This is a genomic window from Pseudomonas sp. HOU2 (assembly GCF_040729435.1).
Classification (GTDB): Bacteria; Pseudomonadota; Gammaproteobacteria; order Pseudomonadales; family Pseudomonadaceae; genus Aquipseudomonas.
The window spans coordinates 2031429-2054353 of record NZ_CP160398.1; the positions used below are offsets into that span (position 1 = coordinate 2031429).

General features: G+C 60.9%; 15 protein-coding genes. 9 read left to right on the top strand and 6 right to left on the bottom strand.

Features of this window, described 5'->3' with window-relative positions; genetic code table 11:
- The first annotated feature begins 3 nt into the window (after nucleotides 1-3).
- The 7 genes from ABV589_RS09050 (at nucleotide 4) to cmoB (ending at nucleotide 10042) form a co-directional block, all read left to right on the top strand.
- Complete coding sequence (locus ABV589_RS09050; RefSeq protein WP_367085617.1) at nucleotides 4-2415, top strand: glucose/quinate/shikimate family membrane-bound PQQ-dependent dehydrogenase; 2412 nt, start codon at nucleotides 4-6, stop codon at nucleotides 2413-2415.
- A 506-nt stretch (nucleotides 2416-2921) separates the two neighbouring features.
- Entirely contained in the window at nucleotides 2922-3287 is a 366-nt protein-coding gene (locus ABV589_RS09055; RefSeq protein ID WP_367085618.1) for a DUF6124 family protein, read from the top strand.
- A 1149-nt stretch (nucleotides 3288-4436) separates the two neighbouring features.
- Nucleotides 4437-6854, top strand: coding sequence for an endopeptidase La (lon, locus tag ABV589_RS09060; RefSeq protein WP_367085619.1), 2418 nt, complete (start codon nucleotides 4437-4439; stop codon nucleotides 6852-6854).
- A 216-nt stretch (nucleotides 6855-7070) separates the two neighbouring features.
- Nucleotides 7071-7463: a protease inhibitor I42 family protein gene (locus ABV589_RS09065; protein ID WP_007964468.1), complete on the top strand. Its 393-nt coding sequence runs from the start codon at nucleotides 7071-7073 to the stop codon at nucleotides 7461-7463.
- 2 nt (nucleotides 7464-7465) lie between these two features.
- Nucleotides 7466-8101, top strand: a complete 636-nt coding sequence (locus ABV589_RS09070; protein ID WP_247268050.1) for a lysoplasmalogenase — start codon at nucleotides 7466-7468, stop codon at nucleotides 8099-8101.
- Between the two features lie 208 nt (nucleotides 8102-8309).
- Complete coding sequence (cmoA, locus tag ABV589_RS09075; RefSeq protein WP_367085620.1) at nucleotides 8310-9089, top strand: carboxy-S-adenosyl-L-methionine synthase CmoA; 780 nt, start codon at nucleotides 8310-8312, stop codon at nucleotides 9087-9089.
- Nucleotides 9086-10042, top strand: a complete 957-nt coding sequence (gene cmoB, locus ABV589_RS09080) for a tRNA 5-methoxyuridine(34)/uridine 5-oxyacetic acid(34) synthase CmoB (protein ID WP_367085621.1) — start codon at nucleotides 9086-9088, stop codon at nucleotides 10040-10042. Before cmoA ends, cmoB begins: the two co-directional genes overlap by 4 nt.
- Nucleotides 10043-10207: 165 nt before the next feature.
- Here cmoB and tadA read toward each other — a convergent pair whose 3' ends face one another.
- Nucleotides 10208-10708, bottom strand: a complete 501-nt coding sequence (gene tadA / locus ABV589_RS09085; protein ID WP_367085622.1) for a tRNA adenosine(34) deaminase TadA — start codon at nucleotides 10706-10708, stop codon at nucleotides 10208-10210.
- Nucleotides 10708-12084: a multicopper oxidase family protein gene (locus tag ABV589_RS09090; RefSeq protein ID WP_367085623.1), complete on the bottom strand. Its 1377-nt coding sequence runs from the start codon at nucleotides 12082-12084 to the stop codon at nucleotides 10708-10710. The genes tadA and ABV589_RS09090 overlap by 1 nt, the downstream gene beginning before the upstream one ends.
- Nucleotides 12085-12310: 226 nt before the next feature.
- On the opposite strand from ABV589_RS09090, the gene ABV589_RS09095 reads away from it, so the two are divergent.
- The gene (locus ABV589_RS09095) at nucleotides 12311-16942 is read left to right on the top strand and encodes a membrane-targeted effector domain-containing toxin (protein ID WP_367085624.1); all 4632 of its coding nucleotides are present in this window, start codon (nucleotides 12311-12313) and stop codon (nucleotides 16940-16942) included.
- Nucleotides 16943-17024: 82 nt separating this feature from the next.
- On the opposite strand, the gene guaA is transcribed toward ABV589_RS09095, so the two are convergent.
- The 4 genes from guaA to ABV589_RS09115 all read right to left on the bottom strand — a co-directional run bounded on the left by guaA (nucleotide 17025) and on the right by ABV589_RS09115 (nucleotide 21846).
- A complete protein-coding gene (gene guaA / locus ABV589_RS09100) occupies nucleotides 17025-18602 on the bottom strand; it encodes a glutamine-hydrolyzing GMP synthase (RefSeq protein ID WP_367085625.1) in 1578 nt (525 codons plus the stop codon).
- A gap of 100 nt (nucleotides 18603-18702) precedes the next feature.
- The gene (gene guaB, locus ABV589_RS09105; protein ID WP_367085626.1) at nucleotides 18703-20172 is read right to left on the bottom strand and encodes an IMP dehydrogenase; all 1470 of its coding nucleotides are present in this window, start codon (nucleotides 20170-20172) and stop codon (nucleotides 18703-18705) included.
- Between the two features lie 207 nt (nucleotides 20173-20379).
- The gene (locus ABV589_RS09110) at nucleotides 20380-20928 is read right to left on the bottom strand and encodes a hypothetical protein (RefSeq protein ID WP_027612124.1); all 549 of its coding nucleotides are present in this window, start codon (nucleotides 20926-20928) and stop codon (nucleotides 20380-20382) included.
- A 144-nt stretch (nucleotides 20929-21072) separates the two neighbouring features.
- Complete coding sequence (locus tag ABV589_RS09115) at nucleotides 21073-21846, bottom strand: sulfite exporter TauE/SafE family protein (RefSeq protein ID WP_367085627.1); 774 nt, start codon at nucleotides 21844-21846, stop codon at nucleotides 21073-21075.
- 100 nt (nucleotides 21847-21946) lie between these two features.
- Here ABV589_RS09115 and ABV589_RS09120 point away from each other — a divergent pair, with 100 nt between their 5' ends.
- Nucleotides 21947-22834 (top strand): LysR substrate-binding domain-containing protein, encoded by an 888-nt coding sequence (locus ABV589_RS09120; RefSeq protein WP_367085628.1) that lies wholly within the window; start codon nucleotides 21947-21949, stop codon nucleotides 22832-22834.
- The last annotated feature ends 91 nt before the right edge of the window (nucleotides 22835-22925 follow it).

Sequence of the window (22925 nt, forward strand, 5' to 3'; positions counted from 1 at the left end):
ACTATGAGCACCGAAAGTGCTTCGAGTCGGGGCCGTCTGCTACCGAGCCTGCTCGGCATTCTGCTTCTACTGATGGGCCTGGCCATGTTGGCCGGGGGAGTCAAGCTGAGCATGCTCGGCGGCTCGCTGTACTACCTGCTGGCCGGTATCGGCATTGCGCTGAGCGGCATTCTGTTGCTGCTGCGTCGTCGTGCGGCGCTGGGCCTGTACGCCATCGTGCTGTTCGCCAGCACGGTCTGGGCCCTGTGGGAAGTCGGTCTGGACTGGTGGCAACTGGTGCCGCGACTGGCGCTGTGGTTCGTTCTCGGCATCGTGATGTTGCTGCCGTGGTTCCGTCGTCCGCTGCTGCTCAATGGCCCGGCGCCAATGGGCACTGGCGGTCTGAGTGTGGCCGTGGTCCTGGCCGGCGTCACTGCCCTGGCCAGCCTGTTCACCCACCCGGGCGAAACCTTTGGCGAACTGGGCCGCGACACCGCGGACATGACCAGCACCGCGCCAGCCATGCCTGATGGCGATTGGCAGGCCTATGGCCGCACCGAGTTCGGTGACCGCTACTCGCCGCTGAAGCAGATCACCCCGGCCAACGTCGGCAAGCTGCAAGAAGCCTGGCGCATCCAGACCGGCGACCTGCCGACCGCCGATGACCCGGTAGAGCTGACCAACGAAAACACCCCGCTCAAAGCCAACGGCATGCTCTATGCCTGCACCGCGCACAGCAAAGTGCTGGCGCTGGACCCGGACACCGGCAAGGAAATCTGGCGCTTCGACCCGCAGATCAAGAGCCCGGTGGGCTTCAAGGGCTTCGCCCACATGACCTGCCGTGGCGTGTCGTACTACGACGAAGCCGCTTACGCCAAGTCTGAAAACGCTGCGTCCGCTGTCATCTCCGAAGCAGGCAAAGCCGTTGCCCAGGCTTGCCCGCGTCGACTGTACCTGCCAACCGCTGATGCCCGTCTGATCGCCCTGAACGCCGACACCGGCAAGATCTGCGAAGGCTTCGGCAAAAACGGCGTGGTCGACCTGACCCAAGGCATCGGCCCGTTCACCGCCGGTGGCTACTACTCCACCTCGCCAGCGGCGATTACCCGTGATCTGGTGATCATGGGCGGTCACGTCACCGACAACGAGTCGACCAACGAGCCATCGGGCGTGATCCGCGCCTTCGACGTGCGCGACGGCCATCTCGTATGGAACTGGGACAGCGACAAGCCGGACGCCACCGAGCCATTGGCTCCAGGCGAAACCTACAGCCGCAACTCGGCCAACATGTGGTCGCTGGCCAGCGTCGACGAAAAACTCGGCATGGTTTACCTGCCACTGGGCAACCAGACTCCAGACCAGTGGGGCGCCGACCGCACCCCGGGCGCCGAGAAATTCAGCGCCGGCATCGTCGCCCTCGACCTGGCCACCGGTAAAGTGCGCTGGAACTACCAGTTCACCCACCACGACCTGTGGGACATGGACGTTGGCAGCCAGCCAACCCTGCTCGACATGAAAACCGCCGACGGCGTGAAACCGGCGCTGATCGCTCCGACCAAACAGGGCAGCCTGTACGTCCTCGACCGTCGTGACGGCACGCCGATCATCCCGATCAAGGAAATCCCGGTACCGCAAGGCGCCGTGAAAGGCGACCACACTGCACCGACCCAGGCCCGTTCGGACCTCAACCTGCTGGCCCCGGAACTGACCGAAAAAGCCATGTGGGGCGCGAGCCCGTTCGACCAGATGCTGTGCCGCATCCAGTTCAAGGAACTGCGCTACGAAGGCCAATACACGCCTCCGTCGGAACAGGGCAGCCTGATCTATCCGGGTAACGTCGGCGTGTTCAACTGGGGCGGCGTCTCGGTCGACCCGGTTCGCCAGATGCTGTTCACCAGCCCGAACTACATGGCCTTCGTCTCGAAAATGGTGCCACGCGCAGAAGTCGCCGCCGGCAGCAAACGCGAGAGCGAAACCGCTGGCGTGCAACCGAACACCGGCGCGCCCTACGCAGTGATCATGCACCCGTTCATGTCGCCACTGGGCGTACCGTGCCAGGCCCCGGCCTGGGGCTACGTCGCCGGTATCGACCTGACCACCGGCAAAGTCGTGTGGAAACGCAAAAACGGCACCAGCCGCGACAGCTCGCCGATCCCGATCGGCTTCACCCTGGGCGTGCCAAGCATGGGCGGCTCGATGGTCACTGCCGGCGGCGTCGGCTTCCTCAGCGGCACCCTCGACCAGTACCTGCGCGCCTACGACGTGAACACCGGTAAAGAACTGTGGAAATCGCGTCTGCCTGCCGGCGGTCAAGCGACGCCAATGACCTACACCGGCAAGGACGGCAAGCAATACGTGCTGCTGGTTGTGGGTGGTCACGGCTCGCTGGGCACCAAGATGGGTGACTACGTGATTGCGTACAAACTGCCGGAATAAGCTTTAGCGGCGGTAAAGGAAAGGCGATGTTCCGTGAGGGGCATCGCCTTTTTTGTGCCCACCAATGTGGAATTCACCCCAAACACTGTAGGAGTGAGCCTGCTCGCGATAGCGGTATTTCAGTCAATACTTCCGGTGACTGATTTACCGCTATCGCGAGCAGGCTCACTCCTACAAAGGAAGGTGTTCCTCCTACAGAAGCGCGTTGTGAGCGGGAGATTTCCGACAGGATGCGGCGGTTGTGCCTCGGAAGTCGGGTGGATAGGCTCTGGTGGTCGCTGCAAATTCAGCGGCCGGGCGTCGCGGCCTGATAACTGATGCATAATCGCCAACCTGACAGCACCTCGGATGCCTGTTGGTTGTGTCATGGCGGCTGTGCGCGGGATACCTTCTTTGGAGGTATGCCGATTCCTCAGTTATCGGTCCGCGAACCCGCGTACAGCTGCCACCTCAGATTGCGTCGCGGCAATTGAAGACAGCTCCACTTCACCAACTGAGCATTCACCATGATCAAACCCACACCAAATCCCCCCGAAACCTCCCCCTACGAATCCCTCGATTCAAAAAAACTCCACGACGCCGCCGAGCGTGCGCTGGATCACTACCTGAAACCCTCTGCTGCCGCGGTGAGATTCCACAAACCCAGCAGCATGTTCCAGGTCGCCCCCGACATGGACAACGAAAGCCTGCTGGCTCACGCCTGCGAATCACTGGCCTCGGCGAGCATCATGACCAGCGATATCGCTGCGTATGTGGACAGCCCGCAGCGTCAGACGATACTGGCGATCCAGCAGATCATCATGCTGGCTGAGCTGGCGGTGAATCGGGTGCTCGATAATGTGGAAATCACCCAATCTGCAGCGCACAGCTGACCCTTGCTGGACCGGGTTTGCTCGCGAAGCCAAGCCATTACACGATGTAACTGTGTAGGAGCTGCCGAAGGCTGCGATCTTTTGACGTTGAAGATCAAAAGATCGCAGCCTGCGGCAGCTCCTACAGTGGGAATGGGTGCAGGCAGTTGGAGATCGGTCGGCTGTCAGGCCGCCATCGCTGGCAAGCCAGCTCCCACAAAAAAGCAAAAGCAAAAGTAAGATCAAAAGATCGCAGCCTGCGGCAGCTCCTACAGTGGGAATGGGTGCAGGCAGTTGGAGATCGGTCGGCTGTCAGGCCGCCATCGCTGGCAAGCCAGCTCCCACAAAAAAGCAAAAGCAAAAGTAAGATCAAAAGATCGCAGCCTGCGGCAGCTCCTACAGTGGGATTGGGTGCAGGCAGTTGGAGATCGGTCGGCTGTCAGGCCGCCATCGCTGGCAAGCCAGCTCCCACAAAAGAGCAAAAGCAAAAATAAGATCAAAAGATCGCAGCCTGCGACAGCTCCTACAGTGGGAATGGGTACAGGCAGTTGGAGATCGGTCGGCTGTCAGGCCGCCATCGCTGGCAAGCCAGCGCCCACAAAAAATAAGATCAAAAGATCGCAGCCTGCGGCAGCTCCTACAGGAAGATAAGTACAACCCGCACGCGGCGCATGCCGCCCCACTCCAGGATGAGCGTTAGCTCGGCTGCAGCTCTTGATCTTGCTCTTGATCCACGGGCGACGTCGGAAGGCTGAGCGGAGGGATTGATCCGGGGGTGGGAGCGCAGCGACCGTTTGGCGCAGCCAAACACAGCGAGAGGAGGTGCAGCGAAGCAAACCGGAGGCGCTGCCCCACGGATCAGTCCCGGAGCGAAGGAACCCCGAGCCCCAGCGAGCGGGCCGAACGCAGGAGCAAGCCTTTTTTTGCTTACTTTTTTGAGGCGTTTGTCAAAAAAGTGAGTCGCCGTCAGGGCGAAACCCTAAGCAGCCGTTACCGAAAAAACGGATATGTACACAAAAAAACCAAGAACCTGGTCGGCCCAAAGGCCGCCAAGCCCAAAGCGTGACGCCTGTCAAAACCCTGAACACCCAAGCAGAAACACCGCCCCCCATTGAAACCACCCAAAGCCTGCCCCATCTAAGACCCATACCCCATTGCGCAGGTGCCCCAATGAGCGACCAGCAAGAATTCCCCGACAACCCCGACGACTACACCGAAGCTGACCACATCGAACACCACTCCACCGGCAAAGGCCTCGCCCTGCCCGGCCAGAACCTGCCGGACAAGGTCTACGTCATCCCGATCCACAACCGCCCGTTCTTCCCGGCCCAAGTGCTGCCGGTCATCGTCAACGAAGAACCCTGGGCCGAAACCCTCGATCTGGTCAGCAAATCCGAACACCACTCCTTGGCCCTGTTCTTCATGGACACGCCCCAGGAAGACCCGCGCCACTTCAACACCAAAGCCCTGCCGGAATACGGCACTCTGGTGAAGGTACACCACGCCAGCCGCGAAAACGGCAAACTGCAATTTGTCGCCCAAGGCCTGAGCCGCGTGCGCATCAAGACCTGGCTAAAACACCACCGTCCACCGTACCTGGTGGAAGTCGAATACCCGCATCAGCCGACCGAGCCGACCGACGAGGTCAAGGCCTACGGCATGGCGCTGATCAACGCGATCAAGGAACTGCTGCCGCTCAACCCGCTGTACAGCGAAGAGCTGAAGAACTACCTCAACCGCTTCAGCCCCAACGATCCATCGCCACTGACCGACTTCGCCGCCGCCCTGACCTCCGCCACCGGCCCCGAACTGCAGGAAGTGCTCGACTGCGTGCCGATGCTCAAACGCATGGAAAAAGTCCTGCCGATGCTGCGCAAGGAAGTCGAAGTCGCGCGCCTGCAAAAAGAGATCTCTGCCGAGGTCAACCGCAAGATCGGTGAACACCAGCGCGAGTTCTTCCTCAAGGAACAACTCAAGGTCATCCAGCAGGAACTCGGCCTGACCAAGGACGACCGCAGCGCCGACCTCGAACAGTTCGAACAGCGTCTGGAAGGCAAAGTCCTGCCGGCGCAGGTGCAGAAACGCCTCGAAGAGGAAATGAACAAACTGTCGATCCTCGAGACTGGCTCGCCCGAGTACGCGGTCACCCGCAACTACCTCGACTGGGCGACTTCGGTGCCGTGGGGCGTGTACGGCGAGGACAAACTCGACCTCAAGCACGCGCGCAAAGTGCTCGACAAACACCACGCCGGCCTCGACGACATCAAGGATCGCATCCTCGAATTCCTCGCGGTCGGTGCCTACAAAGGCGAAATCAGCGGTTCGATCGTGCTGCTGGTCGGCCCGCCGGGCGTGGGTAAAACCAGCGTCGGCAAATCCATCGCCGAATCCCTCGGCCGCCCGTTCTACCGCTTCAGCCTCGGTGGCATGCGCGACGAAGCCGAGATCAAGGGCCACCGCCGCACCTACATCGGCGCGCAGCCGGGCAAACTCGTCCAGGCGCTGAAAGACGTCGAAGTGATGAACCCGGTGATCATGCTCGACGAGATCGACAAGATGGGCCAGAGCTACCAGGGCGACCCGGCCTCGGCGCTGCTGGAAACCCTCGACCCGGAACAGAACGTCGAATTCCTCGACCACTATCTCGACCTGCGCATGGACCTGTCGAAAGTCCTGTTCGTGTGCACCGCCAACACCCTGGATTCGATTCCCGGGCCGTTGCTGGACCGGATGGAAGTGATTCGCCTGTCGGGCTATATCACCGAAGAAAAAGTCGCCATCGCCAAGCGTCACCTGTGGCCGAAACTGCTGGAAAAGGCTGGCGTGTCCAAGGGCAGCCTGAGCATCAGCGACAGCGCACTCAAGGCGTTGATCGACGGTTACGCCCGTGAAGCCGGGGTGCGCCAGCTGGAAAAACAGATGGGCAAACTGGTGCGCAAAGCAGTGATGAAACTCATCGAAGACCCGAAAGCAGTGATCAAGCTCGGCCCGAAAGACCTCGAAGCCTCGCTGGGCCATCCGGTGTTCCGCAATGAACAAGTGCTGTCCGGCACCGGCGTGATCACCGGTCTGGCCTGGACCAGCATGGGCGGCGCGACCCTGCCGATCGAAGCCACGCGAATTCACACGCTCAACCGTGGCTTCAAACTCACCGGGCAACTGGGTGATGTGATGAAAGAGTCGGCGGAGATCGCCTACAGCTACGTCAGCTCGCACCTCAAACAGTTCGGTGGCGATGCGAAATTCTTCGACGAGGCCTTCGTCCACCTGCACGTGCCGGAAGGTGCCACACCGAAAGACGGCCCGAGCGCCGGCGTGACCATGGCCAGCGCCCTGCTCTCGCTCGCCCGCAATCAGCCGCCGAAAAAAGGCGTGGCGATGACCGGCGAACTGACCCTGACCGGGCATGTACTGCCGATTGGCGGCGTGCGTGAGAAGGTGATCGCGGCGCGGCGGCAGAAGATCTTTGAGTTGATTCTGCCGGAACCGAACCGGGGTAACTTCGAGGAGCTGCCGGATTACTTGAAGGAAGGGATTACCGTGCACTTTGCCAAGCGCTTTGCGGATGTGGCTAAGGTGCTGTTCTGACAGAGCTTTAGCGCCAGATCTACCGCTATCGCTGGCAAGCCAGCTCCCACAGTGTTCGATGTGTTCACAAATTCTGTGTTCACCACAATCCCTGTGGGAGCTGGCTTGCCAGCGATGGCGTCAGTGCTGACAGCACTGGACCTGCCTGACTGTCACACTTTGTCTCATCTTCAGTTATGCTCGCCGTTCGTCGCCAACGCCGGAGCCACTGAGCCTATGTCCGCCACTCGCCTGTTTGTCCCCCTCGCCCTCTCTTTGCTGGCCGCCTGCGCCACGCAGCCAAAACAGAACGTGACCGTGGAAAACCAGAGCGAATGCCCCGTGCAGTTGACCAACGGACAAAATCTGATCGTGATGCTGCCGAGCAACCCCACCACCGGCTACCGCTGGGCCATTCAGGATTCGGCCGGCGGCGTGCTGCACGCCCTCAGCCCCGAGGTCTACAGCAGCCCGAAAGATTCCGGCATGGTCGGCGCGGGCGGTTTCTCCACCTGGCGCTTTCAGGCTTTCGCCACCGGCACCGGCCGCCTGCGCCTGACCTCGCAGCAGCCGTGGGAACCGGAAGTTGAACCGGCAGAAACCTTCGACTGCGCCATTTCGGTGAACTGATCGTGGGCTGGCTGATTCTGGCGCTGATGGGTGCGGTGACCTTTCTCTACGGTGTGAGCACCCATGCGGCGCTGCTGTGCCTGTTGGTCAAACCGTTGCCGGTGCTGGCACTGCTCGGCTGGCTACACGACGCGCCACCCAGCGACTATCGACGCTGGATCAGCCTGGGGCTGATTTTCTCTGTGCTCGGTGATGTGTTGCTGGCGTGGCCGGGTGATTTGTTTGTGTTTGGCCTCGGTGCGTTTCTGGTCGCGCATCTGGCGTACCTCAAGGCTTACCTCAGCGATTGCAAGCGTTTGGCGCTCTTGCCGCTGGTGCTCGCGCTCGGCGTCGGCGCGGTGCTGCTGGGGATTTTGATTTCCAGTGGCCTCGGGCCGTTGCTTGTGCCAGTGCTCGTCTATGGCACCGCGATCAGCGCGATGCTCTGGCGCGCCCTCGCTCGCCTCGGCACTGACGTGCCAAAGCGCTCGGCGTTGCTGGCGGCGGCGGGGGCGCTGGCGTTCGTGTTCTCCGACAGTGTGATTGGCATCGACCGCTTTGTGTCGCCGTTTCACGCCGCGCCGTACGTGATCATCCTCAGTTACTGGCTCGGACAGTGGGGGATCACGGCCTCCGCGTTCTCCAAAAACCCCCACTAACCCCTGTGGCGAGGGAGCTTGCTCCCGCTGGGTTGCGAAGCGACCCCAAAATCGCCACACGAGATACTTCAGGTATATCCGGTAATCAGGTTTTGCGACTGCTGCGCAGCCGAGCGGGAGCAAGCTCCCTCGCCACAGGTGTGTGCTTAAGGCTTGCTTGCGGCGCTTTATCAGACAACCCAAGCATCCCAGCTCCAGTTTGGCTAAAATGCCGGCCTTTTCCACCGACACCGCCGGAACCGCCGTGAGCAAAGAACCCGATCGCATTTTCGCCCAGCCGATGGCCCAGGTGCCTGACTTCGCCTTCAACGAGGACGTGGTGCGGGTGTTCCCGGACATGATCAAGCGCTCGGTGCCGGGTTATCCGACCATCGTCGAAAACCTCGGCGTGCTGGCGGCGCAGTTCGCACAACCGAACAGCGTGCTGTACGACCTCGGTGCTTCGCTCGGCGCCGTGACTCAGGCCCTGCGCCGTCATGTGCGCACCGACGGTTGCCGGGTGATCGCGGTGGATAACTCGGCGGCGATGGTCGAACGCTGCCGTGAATACCTCAATGGTCAGGATTCGATGTTCCAGGAGTTACTGCCGGTCGAAGTGATCGAAGGCGACATTCTCGCGCTCGAGTTCAAACCGGCCTCGGTGGTGGCGCTGAACTTCACCCTGCAATTCATCGCCCCCGAGCAGCGCACTGCGTTGCTCTCGCGTATCCGCCAGTCGCTGCTGCCCGGCGGCGCGCTGATTCTGTCGGAGAAGCTGCGCTTCAACGATGCCGAAGAACACGCGCTGCTCACTGATCTACACGTCGCGTTCAAACGCGCCAACGGCTACAGCGAACTGGAAATCGCCCAGAAGCGCAGCGCCATCGAAAACGTCATGAAGCCCGACAGCCTCGAAGAACACCGCGAACGCCTGCTGGCCGCCGGGTTCTCGAAAGTCGTGCCGTGGTTCCAGTGTCTTAACTTTGCCTCGTTGATTGCCTTGCCATGATTGATCTGTCCCCCCTCGCCCGCCGTCTGGCCGGTACCCCGCTGGCCGATTGGGCCAACACCCTGCAAGTGCAACTCGACAAGAAAATGGAGAAGGGCCACGGCGATCTGGAGCGTTGGCAAAGTGCACTAGATGCGTTGCCGAAACTTGCGCCGACTGAAGTCGATCTGCTCAACGGCCTGAAACTCGACACCGACTGCGACGACGCAACCCGCGCGCAAATGCGCACCGCGCTGATGGGCCTGTCGCCGTGGCGCAAGGGGCCGTTCGACCTGTTCGGCGTACACGTCGACACCGAATGGCGCTCGGACTGGAAGTGGTCGCGGGTCGCCCCGCATCTGGATCTGAAAGGCAAACGCATCCTCGATGTCGGTTGCGGCAACGGTTACTACATGTGGCGCATGCTCGGCGCCGGTGCCGACAGCGTGATCGGCGTCGATCCGAACTGGCTGTTCTTCTGCCAGTTCCAGGCCGTGCAGCGTTATCTGTCCGAGCCGAATGCCTGGCACCTGCCATTCCCGTTCGAAGACCTGCCGCCGAACCTCGAAGGCTTCGACACAGTGTTTTCGATGGGTGTGTTCTACCACCGGCGTTCGCCGATCGAGCATTTGCTGGCGCTGAAGGATTGCCTGGTCAAGGGCGGCGAACTGGTGCTGGAAACGCTGGTGGTTGAAGGCGACAAGCATCAAGTGCTGGTACCGGAAGATCGCTACGCGCAGATGCGCAACGTGTGGTTCCTGCCATCGGTGCCGGCGCTGGAATTATGGCTGCGCCGCGCAGGCTTCACCGATATTCGTTGCGTGGACGTCAGCACCACCACCGTTGAAGAACAGCGCGGTACCGAGTGGATGAAGTATCAGTCGTTGAGCGACTTCCTTGATCCGGAAGATCACAGCAAGACTATCGAAGGGCTTCCGGCGCCGATGCGCGCGGTCATCGTTGCGAAGAAGTAATCCAACCTTTCAAACACCGCGGTGCCCCCCCCCTCACCCCAGCCCTCTCCCCAGGGAGAGGGAGCCGATCTTGGGGCTCTTCGAAACTTGAGTTCGACTCGATAACTCAGGTCGGCGGATCTCGCCCATCCAACCCGGTCAGTCCCCTCTCCCTCTGGGAGAGGGTTAGGGTGAGGGGCTTTTTGCTCGGCGAGCACGGAAGAATTCGGTCAGCACTGCTCCACATTCTTCGGCCAGTACCCCACCTTCATACAACACCCGGTGATTCAAAAAGCCCTGGGTAAAGAACTGTCCCTGACTCTGCACGATCCCGGCCTTCGGCTCCAGCGCGCCATACACCACACGGGCAATCCGCGAATGCACGATCAGCCCGGCGCACATGCTGCACGGCTCCAGCGTCACGTAGAGGGTGCTGCCCGGCAGGCGATAGTTGCTCACCGCTTGCGCGGCGGCGCGGATCGCGACCATTTCCGCGTGAGCACTCGGGTCACTGGTGGTGATCGGGCAGTTGAAGCCGCGACCAACAATCTCGCCGTCCTGCACCAGCACCGCGCCGACGGGCACTTCGCCCAGCGCCGCGCCCTGCTCGGCAAGGGCCAGGGCTTCGCGCATGAAATCGCGGTCACGGCTGCGGTCGATGATCGCGGCGGGGCGAATCTGGCGCATCACTTCACCTCGATGGCGGCCATCAGGCCGGTTTCCATGTGGTCGATCACGTGGCAATGGAACATCCATACCCCCGGGTTATCCGCCACCAGCGCCACTTGTGCACGCTCGTTCTTGCCCAGCAGATACGTGTCGGTGAAGTACGGCGTGATCTTGTGCCGGTTCGACGCAATCACCTTGAAACTCATGCCGTGCAGGTGGATCGGGTGCTGGTATTGGGTCATGTTCTTCAGTTCGAAGATGTAGCTCTGGCCCAGCTTCAGACTGGCAATCGGCCGATCGGCGCAGGTCTTGTCGGTGATGTCCCAGGCCTTGCCGTTGATCTGCCACAGGCTCGGCGGTTTGCCGTTGTCGACGTTGACCGACACCGAACCGACCCATTCGAAATTGAAGTTGAGTTTCTCGGCATTCGCCAGATCCGGCTCGGCCACCGGGTTGGCGGGCAAGGCTTTCGGCCACTCGGTCGGTGCATCGTTATTGGCCACCGAGCGCAGAGTCCCCAGGCGTACCGGGCCGTTGCGCAGCGACAATTCTTCACCGGCCGGTGGCGCCTTGATCGCCAGGCAGATACGCATGCCCGGCCCCAGCCAGTATTCCTTGCCCAAGGGGCGCGGCTCGACCGGGTTGCCGTCCAGCGCATAGATCTGCGCTTCGACGCCGGGGATGTTGATGCGATACGTCAGGGTGTTGTCGAGGTTGAGCAAACGCACCCGGGTGATCTGCCCCGCCGGCAACTCGATCACCGGCGATGGCACGCCGTTGATGGTCGACAGCCGCCCCGCCGTGCCGCCACGTGCCGCTTCGCGAGGAATGCTGAACTCGACGAAATTGCCCTCGTCGTCGATGTGCCAGTTCTTCAGGCTCAAGGTCTTTTCGTACTTGAAACCAGTGGGTTCGCGCTCTTCGACAATCAACGGCCCGACCAGCCCGCGCCCCAGCTCTTCGCTGCTGCTGACATGCGGGTGATACCAGTAGCTGCCGGCGTCCGGCACGCGGAATTTGTAATCGAAGTATTCACCGGGCAGCACCGGCAATTGCGAGACGTACGGCACGCCGTCCATCTCCAGCGGCAGACGGATGCCGTGCCAGTGAATGGTGGTCGCCACCGGCAGATGGTTGATGAAGCGCACCCGCAGCCATTCGCCCTGACGCACCCGCAACTCCGTGCCCGGCGCCGACGGGCCGAACGCCCAGGCTTCGGTCTTGTGTCCCGGCACCAGCTCGACGTCCAGTGGCGCCGCGATCAGCTCGTAGTCGTGGCCCGCGTCAGCATCGGCCATCTTGCCCAGCCAGTAGCGCGACGCGCCTCCCGCTCCGACTCCAACGACAACAAGACCGGCCAGGCCACCGAGGATTTGGCGACGGGTAAAGGACATGAACTCAACTACCTCACGTATCTGCTTCGGGCACCGGGCCCGCAAAAGGCAAATACGATACACCTGCAATTGCGAAACAGTAAGGGCAGCGCGGCGGATGGACGCAGTTGCGCCTCGCGCGTACACGATTTCGACTGCTCAGGTGACATAACTATGTAGTGCACATACATCGAACAGCCGGGCCATCCTGTGCCACCCGTTTCTCAAGGACAGAGAGCCCGAACATATGCCCAACCCGATGCCCAACGCCGCCGACAAGGCCGCGCTCAAGGCGATTGCCGCCACCGTCATCCAGACCTGCCCGAGCCTGCAGGACGCCGCTCGACAGGTCGCCAGCGACTTGCTGATCAAATACCAGGTCCACGACCTCGACCCGGATCACGTGTATTTCCACCGCTTCGACGCCTCGCAAAGCAGTTCGAAAGCCTTCACCGGCTGGGAGCATGTGCACGCCACGCCCACTTCAAGCATGACCCTGACCCAGTTGGTGATTCACCGCTTCCGCGTCGCCGATCAGGACAACGCCGACCTGCTCGACGTCTATGGCGGTTTCTACACTGCCGGTCCCGATGCCCGCACCTTCGATGAACGCAATGAAGTGCGCCTGCACGGCAACGACGTGCTCAAGGACTTCTGGAGCATCGATTTCAGCGCCCTGTACGACGCTCAACTGAACGCATTCTGGAACACCAGCGGCAGCGACTTTCGTACCCTGGCCAAGTGCAACTTTCTGATCAAAGCACTGCAGGCGCGGGACAAACGCCAATTGAGTGACGAGGACTTCCTGTTCGTCACGCAAGCGGTGATCGGCCCGCTGACCTGGCCAGTCAGCCTGTCAACGCTGCAGGCTCGACATGCTTGCACGAGCAGCGTATGCACGCTGGACCTTGCCGGTTACGCCGCGATCAACGTCCTGCGTTTCGTCGCGCCCAAGGGTCGGCAGATTCTTTACCTGCCTGGTGAAGCCGATGCCTTTCAAGTAGTGGAAACCGTCACTGACCTGCACTTCTGGATCCTGCAGCGGATGAACACACCTGCGGCGCGCGAGACATTCCTTGCGCATTTTTCGCTGGCCGACCGGCAGCAGATCAACGCCAATCTTGGTGACCTGATGAATCGCCTGGTGGCTACGTGGGGCCGATACGACCATTCGCTGATCAATCAGGACAACCGCGCGGTCAGTGGCGACGCCTTCACCTGGCTGAGTGACTCGACCCGCACGGCGATGTTTGCCGAAGCCAGCCTGTCCCTGACCTCCAACGGTGACCTGCGCAAGAAGCTGTGGATCGGCTACCTCAGCGCCGGGGTCAAGGTGTTCGGGCCAATGGCCGTGGTCGGCTGGCCAGTCGCATTGCCGGTGATCGGCGCCAGCATCGCCAGCATGGGGCTGAACATCGATCAGGCGGTCAATGGCAAAACCGCCGCCGAGCGCAAGGCCGGGATTCTCGGCGCAGTGCTCAGCGGCATCGACATGCTGTTCAACCTGTTGGTGCTCAAAGGCCCCGGATCGCTGGAGGAAGTTGGCCCGCAGATTGATGCTGCCGAAGCGACAGAGATGGCTGACCTGATTGAAAGTCAGCCGAAAAATCCGCAGCCGGTGACGCCGCAATCAGTACCCCTGCCCGATTCGCCCGCGACTCCCCACCCGGGCATACCGGAGTCGTTCAGGATCAACCGGGTCCTGGGTGATGACACGCTGATCAACGATCCCGGAAAATTCCGTGGTATCCACAGACTGGCGTCCAATCCGTCGTCCGCGATCGTGCTCGACGACAATGCCTACTACGTACGCTTCGAACAAAACATCAACGGTCGTGGCACGTGGGCAATCATCGATCCGACCCGGCCCGAGGCATTTTCAGGTTCGATTCCCGTCCGGATGAACGCCGAAGGAAACTGGGAAGTTGCGCCCAGACCGGGGCTTCGCGGCGGTAGTGATGCGCCCATGATCGCGGGTGCAGGCGCAGTCAGTGAACCCGCAGTCGAACAGTGGGCGCAGACACCCGGCATCCATGTGCCTGGACTCGATGATCCGGCGATGCGCGCCTGGGCGCTCGGCGGCCCGGATCTGCAAGGCCAGTTCCGTCGGGCCTGGACGCTGGGAGGCATCGACATGCACAGTGTGATCCGACCCGAAACCGAAGCAGGCAATGCACTCATGCCGACTGCACATGAGGTCATCTCGTTAAGCGAGTTCGATCTGGCGCAGGAGCAACCGCGTGCGACGCTGATCAGCGATGCCACTGCCTGGTACGAACTGCATCCGCCTGTTCCACGCCCGCCGCTCACGACGCCGGCTCCCGTCGCCAGCCCGAGCGAGCTGCTCGAGTCCGCGCTGTCGGAAAAACCCGGGCTGGTCATCGGCGAAAGCCGGGGCAGTATCGGCAGCAAGAAACTGCTCATCGAAGACATGCCCAATCTTGCCCGCAACGGTGTGAAGACCCTGTATCTGCAAGAACTGCTGGCCAACGTCAATCAACTGGATCTGGATGCTTTCGCCCGCACCGGGGAAATGTCCGAAGAACTGCAAAACTATCTGAGCCGAATCGACTTCAGGGCCGGCAATGATCCGGATGGCAAATTCAATCTCATGGCCTTGATCAAAGCCGCCAACGCCCAACGTATTCGGATTCAGGCGATCGACCTGTCGAGCACATACAACATCAACAAAGACTCAATGCAGCCCGTGCCCAACAGTCAGATGGCGCGCAGCTTTTTCGCCAGCGAGGTCATCCGCTTTCATCAGGAACTCAATGGTCCGGGCAAATGGGTGGCGCTGGTCAATCAGGAAAACATGAGCGCCTTCCGCGGCTATCAAGGCATCAGCGAGCAGACCGACGCCTTGAGCGTGCGTGTCGATGATGTGGCGCCCGGGCAGGCCCGGAGTATCGGCTCCGACCCTGGCCTGGCGGTGGAGTACGCCGACTACCCCGACTCTCCGGTCGAAGAACTGGCTGGCGGCCTCAGTGACCCCGACAGCATTCAGAACCTGATCAAAGGCGATTGGCGGGTGCAAGTGGAAACGCCTTGGGCGTACCGCCCCCCACAGGACTTGCGAGCACTGCTGCCGGAACCGGGGATGTTCACGTTTCAGCGCTACCGCAGCAGCCTGCTGGTGGTCTACCGAAATGCCGAACGCCACATGGCCGACAGCGTGATCAGAATGACCCCTGCTGGCCGATTCAATCTTGACACCCCGCTTGCCCCGGCCCCGGACTCGCTGACTGTGGACTCCCTGGATGAATTGAAACAGGCGCTGATCGAAAGAGGCCTGAAGCCGATGGGCTGGCCGCAAGTCAGCGTTGCCACGCTGATGGAAGACGCTCCGCGTCCGGTCATTCCGCCAAGCTGGCAGGCCAATGAATTGCTGGACGGGATGACTCCGGTCAGCGAGCCAGGAAAATTCCAGGGTATTTATCTGCTCGATTCGAACCCCTCGACCGCCATCTTGATGGATGACACCGCCTATTACGTACGCTATGAAACCGACATCAATGGCAGCGGACACTGGGCGGTCATCGATCCCGAGCATCCCCACGGTTTTACTCGCTCGATCCCGGTACGCCTGAATCCTCAGGGTGAATGGGAAACCATGCCTCGCGCAGGGCTCAGCGGCGGTGGCAAGCCGTCGGCACTGGCCGGATCGAGCAGCCGCAGCCCGGTGACCGCACTGCCCGCTTCGCAATACGACGTACCTGCACCACTCAAGGCGCACCTGGAAGAAGGCGCAGCGGGACTGAATGACGAAGCCCTGCGTGACGTCTATGACAGCCTGAACGAGTTCGATGCCTATCGCGACTTCAAGGCCATTCGCAAGCGCCTGTATCGCGACGCGCTGGATTTTTACAGCACCTTGCGCCTGCCCGAACGTCCTCCCGTGCCAACCCTGGCGGCAGACGCGACAGCCGAAGAGATCATCGGGAAAATCCTTGAACATGCCCGAGGCCTGGTGCTCGGCGAGAGCCACACTGCCATCGGCAGCAAACAATGGCTGATCGAGAACATGCAATTGCTCGCCAGCAAACAGGTGAAGAGCCTGTACATGGAGCACCTGCTGACCGACTTCCACCAAGCCGCGCTGGACGAGTTCTTCCAAACCGGCAGCATGCCGACAAAACTCGAGGCCTATCTCAAGGCGCTCGACGTCGGCAACATGACCGATCCGCTGGAACGCTATACGTTTCTGGAGTTGGTCAAGGAAGCCGGAAAACAGGGCATTCATGTGCAAGCCATCGATTGCATGGCGAGTTACCGGCTCAACGGCATGTACCTGCCTTTGGGCAACGAAACCGCGCGGCAAAAGATGATGAATTATTTCGCCCGCCTGATGATCCGCGCTGACCAGTCCGCACGCGGCGCGCACAAATGGGTGGCGCTGATGGGCAACTCTCACTCCAACACTTTTGAAGGGGTTGCCGGCGTCAGCGAGCTGGAGGAGGCAATCGGCATTCGCGTCGAGGACGTCCCCGAAGGGGCTTCGCGGGGCATCGAAGTCGATCCGGGGAAAATCCTGCCACTGGGCGGTACGGCGCATGATCGTTCGGCGCTGGTCAGAGGCGACCTGCGCCTGCAAATCGAAACCCCCTGGACCGCACACACCATGACGGAATTCGAGACCCTGTTGCCTCGCTACGGCATGTACTCCCTCAAGCAGCAACCCAACATGACATTCATTGTGCATCGCAGCCGCACGGGAGAGCTGGTGCGAACCGTCATCGGCACCGAAGGCAAACGTTTCTACATCGAACGTCCCGGCTGGCCTTCGGTGAGCGGTAAACGCTACCCGAGCATGAAAGCGCTGCTGCAGGCACTGGATGATTTGGGTATGCAACTGGGCGGCTGGTCACAACCGCTGTAACGCAAAAACAGAAAAGCCGTGTGAAACGGATTTCACACGGCTTTTCGGTTGCAGCGATCAAGCCTTTACGGCTTGCGTGGGATCACTCCCACTCGATCGTCGCCGGCGGCTTGCTCGACACGTCATAGGTGACGCGGGAGATGCCTTCGATTTCATTGATGATGCGACCGGAAACGGTTTCCAGCAGTTCGTAAGGCAGGTGTGCCCAACGTGCGGTCATGAAGTCGATGGTTTCCACGGCACGCAGGGCCACGACCCAGGCGTAACGACGGCCATCGCCGACCACGCCAACCGATTTCACTGGCTGGAACACCACGAAGGCCTGGCTGACTTTGTGGTACCAGTCGGCCTTGCGCAATTCTTCGATGAAGATGTGGTCGGCACGACGCAGCAGGTCGGCGTATTCCTTCTTCACTTCACCGAGGATGCGTACGCCCAGACCCGGGCCCGGGAACGGGTGACGGTAGACCATGTCGTACGGCAGACCCAGTTCCAGACCCAGACGACGGACTTCGTCCTTGAACAGTTCGCGCAGTGGCTCGACCAGTTTCAGGTTCATCTCTTCCGGCAGGCCGCCCACGTTGTGGTGCGACTTGATCACATGGGCTTTGCCGCTTTTCGCGCCAGCCGACTCGATCACGTCCGGGTAGATGGTGCCCTGAGCCAGGTACTTGATGTTGTCCAGCTTGCAGGATTCGGCATCGAACACGTCGATGAAGGTACGGCCGATAATCTTGCGCTTCTTCTCCGGGTCGGCTTCGCCGGCCAGGTTGTTCAGGAACTGGTCTTCGGCGTTGGCGCGGATCACCTTGACGCCCATGTTCTCGGCGAACATGGCCATCACTTGCTCGCCTTCGTGCAGACGCAGCAGGCCGTTGTCGACGAAGACGCAGGTCAGCTGATCGCCGATGGCCTTGTGCAGCAGCGCCGCAACCACCGAGGAGTCAACGCCGCCGGACAGACCCAGCAGCACGTTGTCGGTGCCGACTTGTGCGCGGATGTTGGCGATGGCGTCTTCAGCGATCTTCGACGGAGTCCACAGGGCATCACAGCCGCAGATGTCGAGCACGAAGCGCGAGAGGATGCGGCCGCCCTGCTTGGTGTGGGTCACTTCCGGGTGGAACTGCACGCCGTAGTAAGCGCGTTCGTCGTTGAACATGCCGGCGATCGGGCAGCTCGGGGTGCTGGCCAGGATGTGGAAGTCTTCCGGCATTTTGGTGACCTTGTCACCGTGGCTCATCCATACGTCGAGGCCAAACAGGCCGTCGGCGTCGATGTGGTCTTCGATGCCGTCGAGCAGGCGGCTCTTGCCGACCACGTCAACGCGAGCGTAACCGAACTCACGCAGCTCGGAACCTTCAACCTTGCCGCCCAGTTGCTCGGCCATGGTCTGCATGCCGTAGCAGATACCGAAAACCGGCACGCCCAGATCGAAGACTGCCTGTGGGCAGCGCGGGCTGTTGGCTTCGTGCACGGACTCGGGGCCTCCGGCGAGGATGACGCCTTTAGGGGCGAATTCGCGGATCGCTTCTTCGTCCATGTCGAACGGGTGCAGCTCGCAGTACACACCGATCTCGCGCACGCGGCGGGCAATCAGCTGGGTGTATTGCGAACCGAAGTCGAGGATCAGGATGCGGTGAGCGTGAATGTCGAGGGCCATGATTCAGTCTCGTCTTAAGTAATTCAGAAACAGTCGTGATTCAGAAACAACTCGGGGCTGAATAAAACAGCCCCGGTTGCTTAACGATTTGCTTGAAGCCTCAACCTACGCGGTAGTTTGGCGCTTCTTTGGTGATCTGCACGTCGTGAACGTGGGATTCGGCCATACCGGCACCGGTGATCCGCACGAACTCGGGCTTGGTGCGCATTTCTTCGATGTTGGCGCTGCCGGTGTAACCCATCGAGGAACGCAGACCGCCCATCAACTGGTGGATGATCGCGGTCAGGGTGCCTTTGTACGGCACGCGACCTTCGATACCTTCCGGAACCAGTTTCTCGGCGCCTGCCGAGGAGTCCTGGAAGTAACGGTCGGACGAGCCTTGCGCCTGGGACATGGCGCCCAGCGAACCCATGCCGCGATACGCCTTGTACGAACGGCCCTGGAACAGTTCGATCTCGCCCGGCGCTTCTTCAGTACCGGCGAACATCGAACCCATCATCACGCAAGAGGCACCAGCGACGATGGCCTTGGACAGGTCACCGGAGAAACGGATGCCGCCGTCGGCGATCAACGGCACGCCAGTGCCTTCAAGGGCAGCGGCGACGTTGGCGATGGCACTGATTTGCGGCACGCCGACACCGGCGACGATACGGGTGGTGCAGATCGAGCCAGGGCCGATACCGACCTTGACCGCGTCAGCGCCGGCTTCGGCCAGGGCCTTGGCAGCGGCGCCGGTGGCGATGTTGCCGCCGATCACCTGCACTTCAGGGAAATGCTCTTTGACCCAGCGAACGCGGTCGATCACGCCCTTGGAGTGACCGTGCGCGGTGTCGACCACCACCACGTCCACACCGGCGTTGACCAGCGCGGCAACGCGGTCACCGGTGTCTTTCCCGGTACCGACGGCAGCGCCAACGCGCAGACGACCTTGATCGTCCTTGCTGGCCAGCGGGTAGGCTTTGGCTTTTTCGATGTCTTTAACGGTCATCATGCCTTTGAGGGCAAATTTGTCGTCGACGATCAGGACTTTTTCCAGGCGGTGCTTGTGCAGCAGCTCGCGGACTTCGTTCTTGTCGGCGCCTTCACGCACGGTGACCAGACGCTCTTTAGGCGTCATCACTTCACGTACGGTGGCTTCCAGACGGGTTTCGAAGCGTACGTCACGGGAGGTAACGATGCCGACCAGGTCGCCATCGTGCAGCACCGGAACGCCGGAAATGTTGTGCATGCGGGTCAGTTCGAACAGGTCACGCACCGTGGCGTCAGCCTCGATGGTGATCGGATCCTTGACGACGCCGGCTTCGAACTTCTTGACCTTGCGCACTTCGGCAGCTTGCTGCTCGATGGTCATGTTCTTGTGGATAATGCCGATGCCACCTTCCTGAGCCATGGCGATTGCCAGACGGGCTTCAGTGACGGTGTCCATGGCGGCAGAAACCAGAGGAATGTTCAGCTCGATGCCACGGGTAAGGCGGGTCTTGAGACTGACTTCGTTAGGAAGTACCTCGGAATAACCGGGCACTAGGAGAATGTCGTCGAATGTCAGAGCTTCTTGGCTGATACGCAGCATCGCGGGGGCTCCCGAGCGGGAAAATGGAAGCGCGCCATTATAGTCAGACACCCCCTGCTGTTCAATGTAAAACTCAGCCTAATTGATGTACGGGGCCCACTGCTTTCTGTAGGAGCTGCCGAAGGCTGCGATCTTTTGATCTTGTCTGTAAAAAACAACGGCAAAAGATCGCAGCCTTCGGCAGCTCCTACAGGGCCGAACGCAGGGTCAGAGTTCGACTTTTACCCAGCTGACAGGTTGGTCGAGCCAATCGGCGAACTCATCGATAAAGCTCTGCTTGAACCCGGCTTCCAGCCAGTTGTTGAAGATGAAGCCGAGGTTGGAAAACGCACATTCCTGCAAAAACAGAAAACCGTTGATGTCATCTTCATGCCCGCATTCCGGGCAGGTGAAGTTGTCGGTGCGGCCTGGAAACCAGTCTTCCAGGCTTTCGAACAGCGCTTCGCCGACTTCGCGGCGGCACTCGGCGCACCCGGCTTCTTCGAGAAAGCCCTTGGCCGGCGTGTAGATGCAGCGCTTGACGATGATCTCCAGGCCGTTGATCGGCTCACCGAAGGGCAGCGCCTCGGGGTGCAGCACCACCGCACGCGCGCCGTCGGCAATCGCATGGGCCATGCGATTGCCAGTGCGGCCGCAAGTGGTCAGCTGTTCTTCGATGATGTTCTTGCGCACCAGCCAGCGCACGATCGCCCGCGCCCGGGGTTCGTGGACCGGCAGGGTGGAGATTTTCGGGACGATGATGCTTTGCGAATTCATGGAAAGTCCTGCGGTATGGCTTCTGACGCCTTCGCGGGCAAGCCCGCTCCCACAGGGATATGCATTCCAATGTGGGAGCGGGCTTGCCCGCGAAGGGGCCCTAAAGGCCGGCAGCTTAATCCCTGACAGAATCCGGTCAAGTGCTCAGGCCATACTGATAATGTAGCGCCCGATCAACGCAATCCCGCTCGCCAGCACCAGCCACGTCACCAGCCGCACAAACGCCTCGCGCGACAATCTCATGGTCACCCGCCGCCCGATCCACAGCCCCAGCGCCATGGCCGGCAACAGACACACCGCCAGTATCAACAAGGGTAGCTCGGCATACACCCCCGCGATGGCGAACAGACTCAAGCGCACCACCGTGCTGCAACTGATCAGTGCACTTTGCGTGGCCCGAGCCGCGTCCTTGGGCAAACGGCTGTTGAGATAGATCGCATACAAGAAGCCACCACTGCCAAACAGCGCCCCAAACAGTCCGCCCACCGTACCCATCGGCAGCGCCCATGCGGCCGACAGCTGCGTCGGCCGGGTTTTCACCCACAAGCTATAAACCGCGTAGGCGCTGATGAACAACCCCATCAACAGCAACAACAGGTCGGATTTGAGATTAAGCAGGAAAATCACCCCCAACGTGCACCCCACCGCCATGCACGGCAGCAGCCGCAACAACTCGGGCTTGGCCACGTCCCGGCGCGAAGGCAGCAGATTGCCGAATGCCGCGACGAAATCCAGCAGCACCAGCAGCGGCACGATTTTCGACAACGGCATGAACAGAATCAGAATCGGCCCCGCGACCAGCGCCGTACCGAACCCGGCAATCCCGAAGACGATATAGGCCAGCGCAACACCGAAGCCGATCACCGCCCAGCCGCCCGCGCCCCACGTCCACTCACTCAACAAACCCGCCACACTCATCGATCCGCTTCCTTTATAAGCCTGAGATGACTTTAGCCAGCGCCAAGGGTTGCGACTAATATGATCAAAGTCGCTCACCTATCTTGAAAAGGCATACCTGGTGCTTTCAACCCGTCAACTGCGCTACTTCGTGGAAATCGCCGACAGCGGCAGTTTCAGCGCCGCCGCCGAACGCCTGTTCATCGCGCAATCGGCCCTGAGCCGGCAGATCAAGGACATGGAAGTACGTCTGCAAACCCCGCTGTTCGAACGCACCGCACGCCAGCCCCGGCTGACCGCCGCCGGCGAGGCTTTTTTGCCCCGGGCCAGAAACCTGCTCAATGAACTGAACAAAGCCAGCGCGATGGCGACCGAAGTCGGCAACGGACAATTGGGCACGCTGCGTCTGAGTCACTCCAGCACCGTGTCGATCAGCGGGCATTTATTACGTCGGATCAGCACTTATCTCGATCAGCAGCAGGGCGTGTCGCTGGACATCGGCAAGCTTTCCTCCGAGGCGCAGCTTGAGGAACTCGCGGAAGGACGCCTCGACATTGGCCTGTTGCGCCTGCCGGTGCTGCGTCAGCGCGAAGGCATTCAGCTTGTGCCGCTGTTCACCGAGCGCCTGCTGCTGGCGGTGCCGAACGATCATCGATTAGCCGACTCACCCACTGTCAAACTGGCGCAACTGAGAGACGAAGCATTCATCTCGATCCCGCATCCACAGCGCGGCGGCCTCAGCTATCTGTGTGCCGACCTGTGCATGCGCCAGGGCTTTTTCCCCAAAGCAGCGCGGGTGATGTCGCGCAAAACTACGCAGTTGCAGTTGATCCAGGCTGGATTCGGCATCGCCCTGCTGCCCGAATCAATGCAGGACATCGCCCCCGGCGGCGTACGATTTCTACCGCTGAGCGATCCCGATTGCCAAAGCACCGTCGCCCTCGCCCATCGCCAGAATCCCACGCCACTGGTTCAACACATCATCCAGACCTTCACAAATCCCCTGTAGGAGCTGACGAGTGAAACGAGGCTGCGATCTTTTGATCTTTCTCATACAGATCAAGATCAAAAGATCGCAGCCTTCGGCAGCTCCTACAGGG

Excerpts from the sequence above, each read along its gene's own strand:
- ABV589_RS09050 (WP_367085617.1), top strand. The coding sequence starts at position 4 with ATGAGCACCGAAAGTGCTTCGAGTCGGGGCCGTCTGCTACCGAGCCTG.
- ABV589_RS09055 (WP_367085618.1), top strand. The coding sequence starts at position 2,922 with ATGATCAAACCCACACCAAATCCCCCCGAAACCTCCCCCTACGAATCC.
- lon (WP_367085619.1), top strand. The coding sequence starts at position 4,437 with ATGAGCGACCAGCAAGAATTCCCCGACAACCCCGACGACTACACCGAA.
- ABV589_RS09065 (WP_007964468.1), top strand. The coding sequence starts at position 7,071 with ATGTCCGCCACTCGCCTGTTTGTCCCCCTCGCCCTCTCTTTGCTGGCC.
- cmoA (WP_367085620.1), top strand. The coding sequence starts at position 8,310 with ATGCCGGCCTTTTCCACCGACACCGCCGGAACCGCCGTGAGCAAAGAA.
- cmoB (WP_367085621.1), top strand. The coding sequence starts at position 9,086 with ATGATTGATCTGTCCCCCCTCGCCCGCCGTCTGGCCGGTACCCCGCTG.
- tadA (WP_367085622.1), bottom strand. The coding sequence starts at position 10,708 with ATGCGCCAGATTCGCCCCGCCGCGATCATCGACCGCAGCCGTGACCGC.
- ABV589_RS09090 (WP_367085623.1), bottom strand. The coding sequence starts at position 12,084 with ATGTCCTTTACCCGTCGCCAAATCCTCGGTGGCCTGGCCGGTCTTGTT.
- ABV589_RS09095 (WP_367085624.1), top strand. The coding sequence starts at position 12,311 with ATGCCCAACCCGATGCCCAACGCCGCCGACAAGGCCGCGCTCAAGGCG.
- guaA (WP_367085625.1), bottom strand. The coding sequence starts at position 18,602 with ATGGCCCTCGACATTCACGCTCACCGCATCCTGATCCTCGACTTCGGT.
- guaB (WP_367085626.1), bottom strand. The coding sequence starts at position 20,172 with ATGCTGCGTATCAGCCAAGAAGCTCTGACATTCGACGACATTCTCCTA.
- ABV589_RS09110 (WP_027612124.1), bottom strand. The coding sequence starts at position 20,928 with ATGAATTCGCAAAGCATCATCGTCCCGAAAATCTCCACCCTGCCGGTC.
- ABV589_RS09115 (WP_367085627.1), bottom strand. The coding sequence starts at position 21,846 with ATGAGTGTGGCGGGTTTGTTGAGTGAGTGGACGTGGGGCGCGGGCGGC.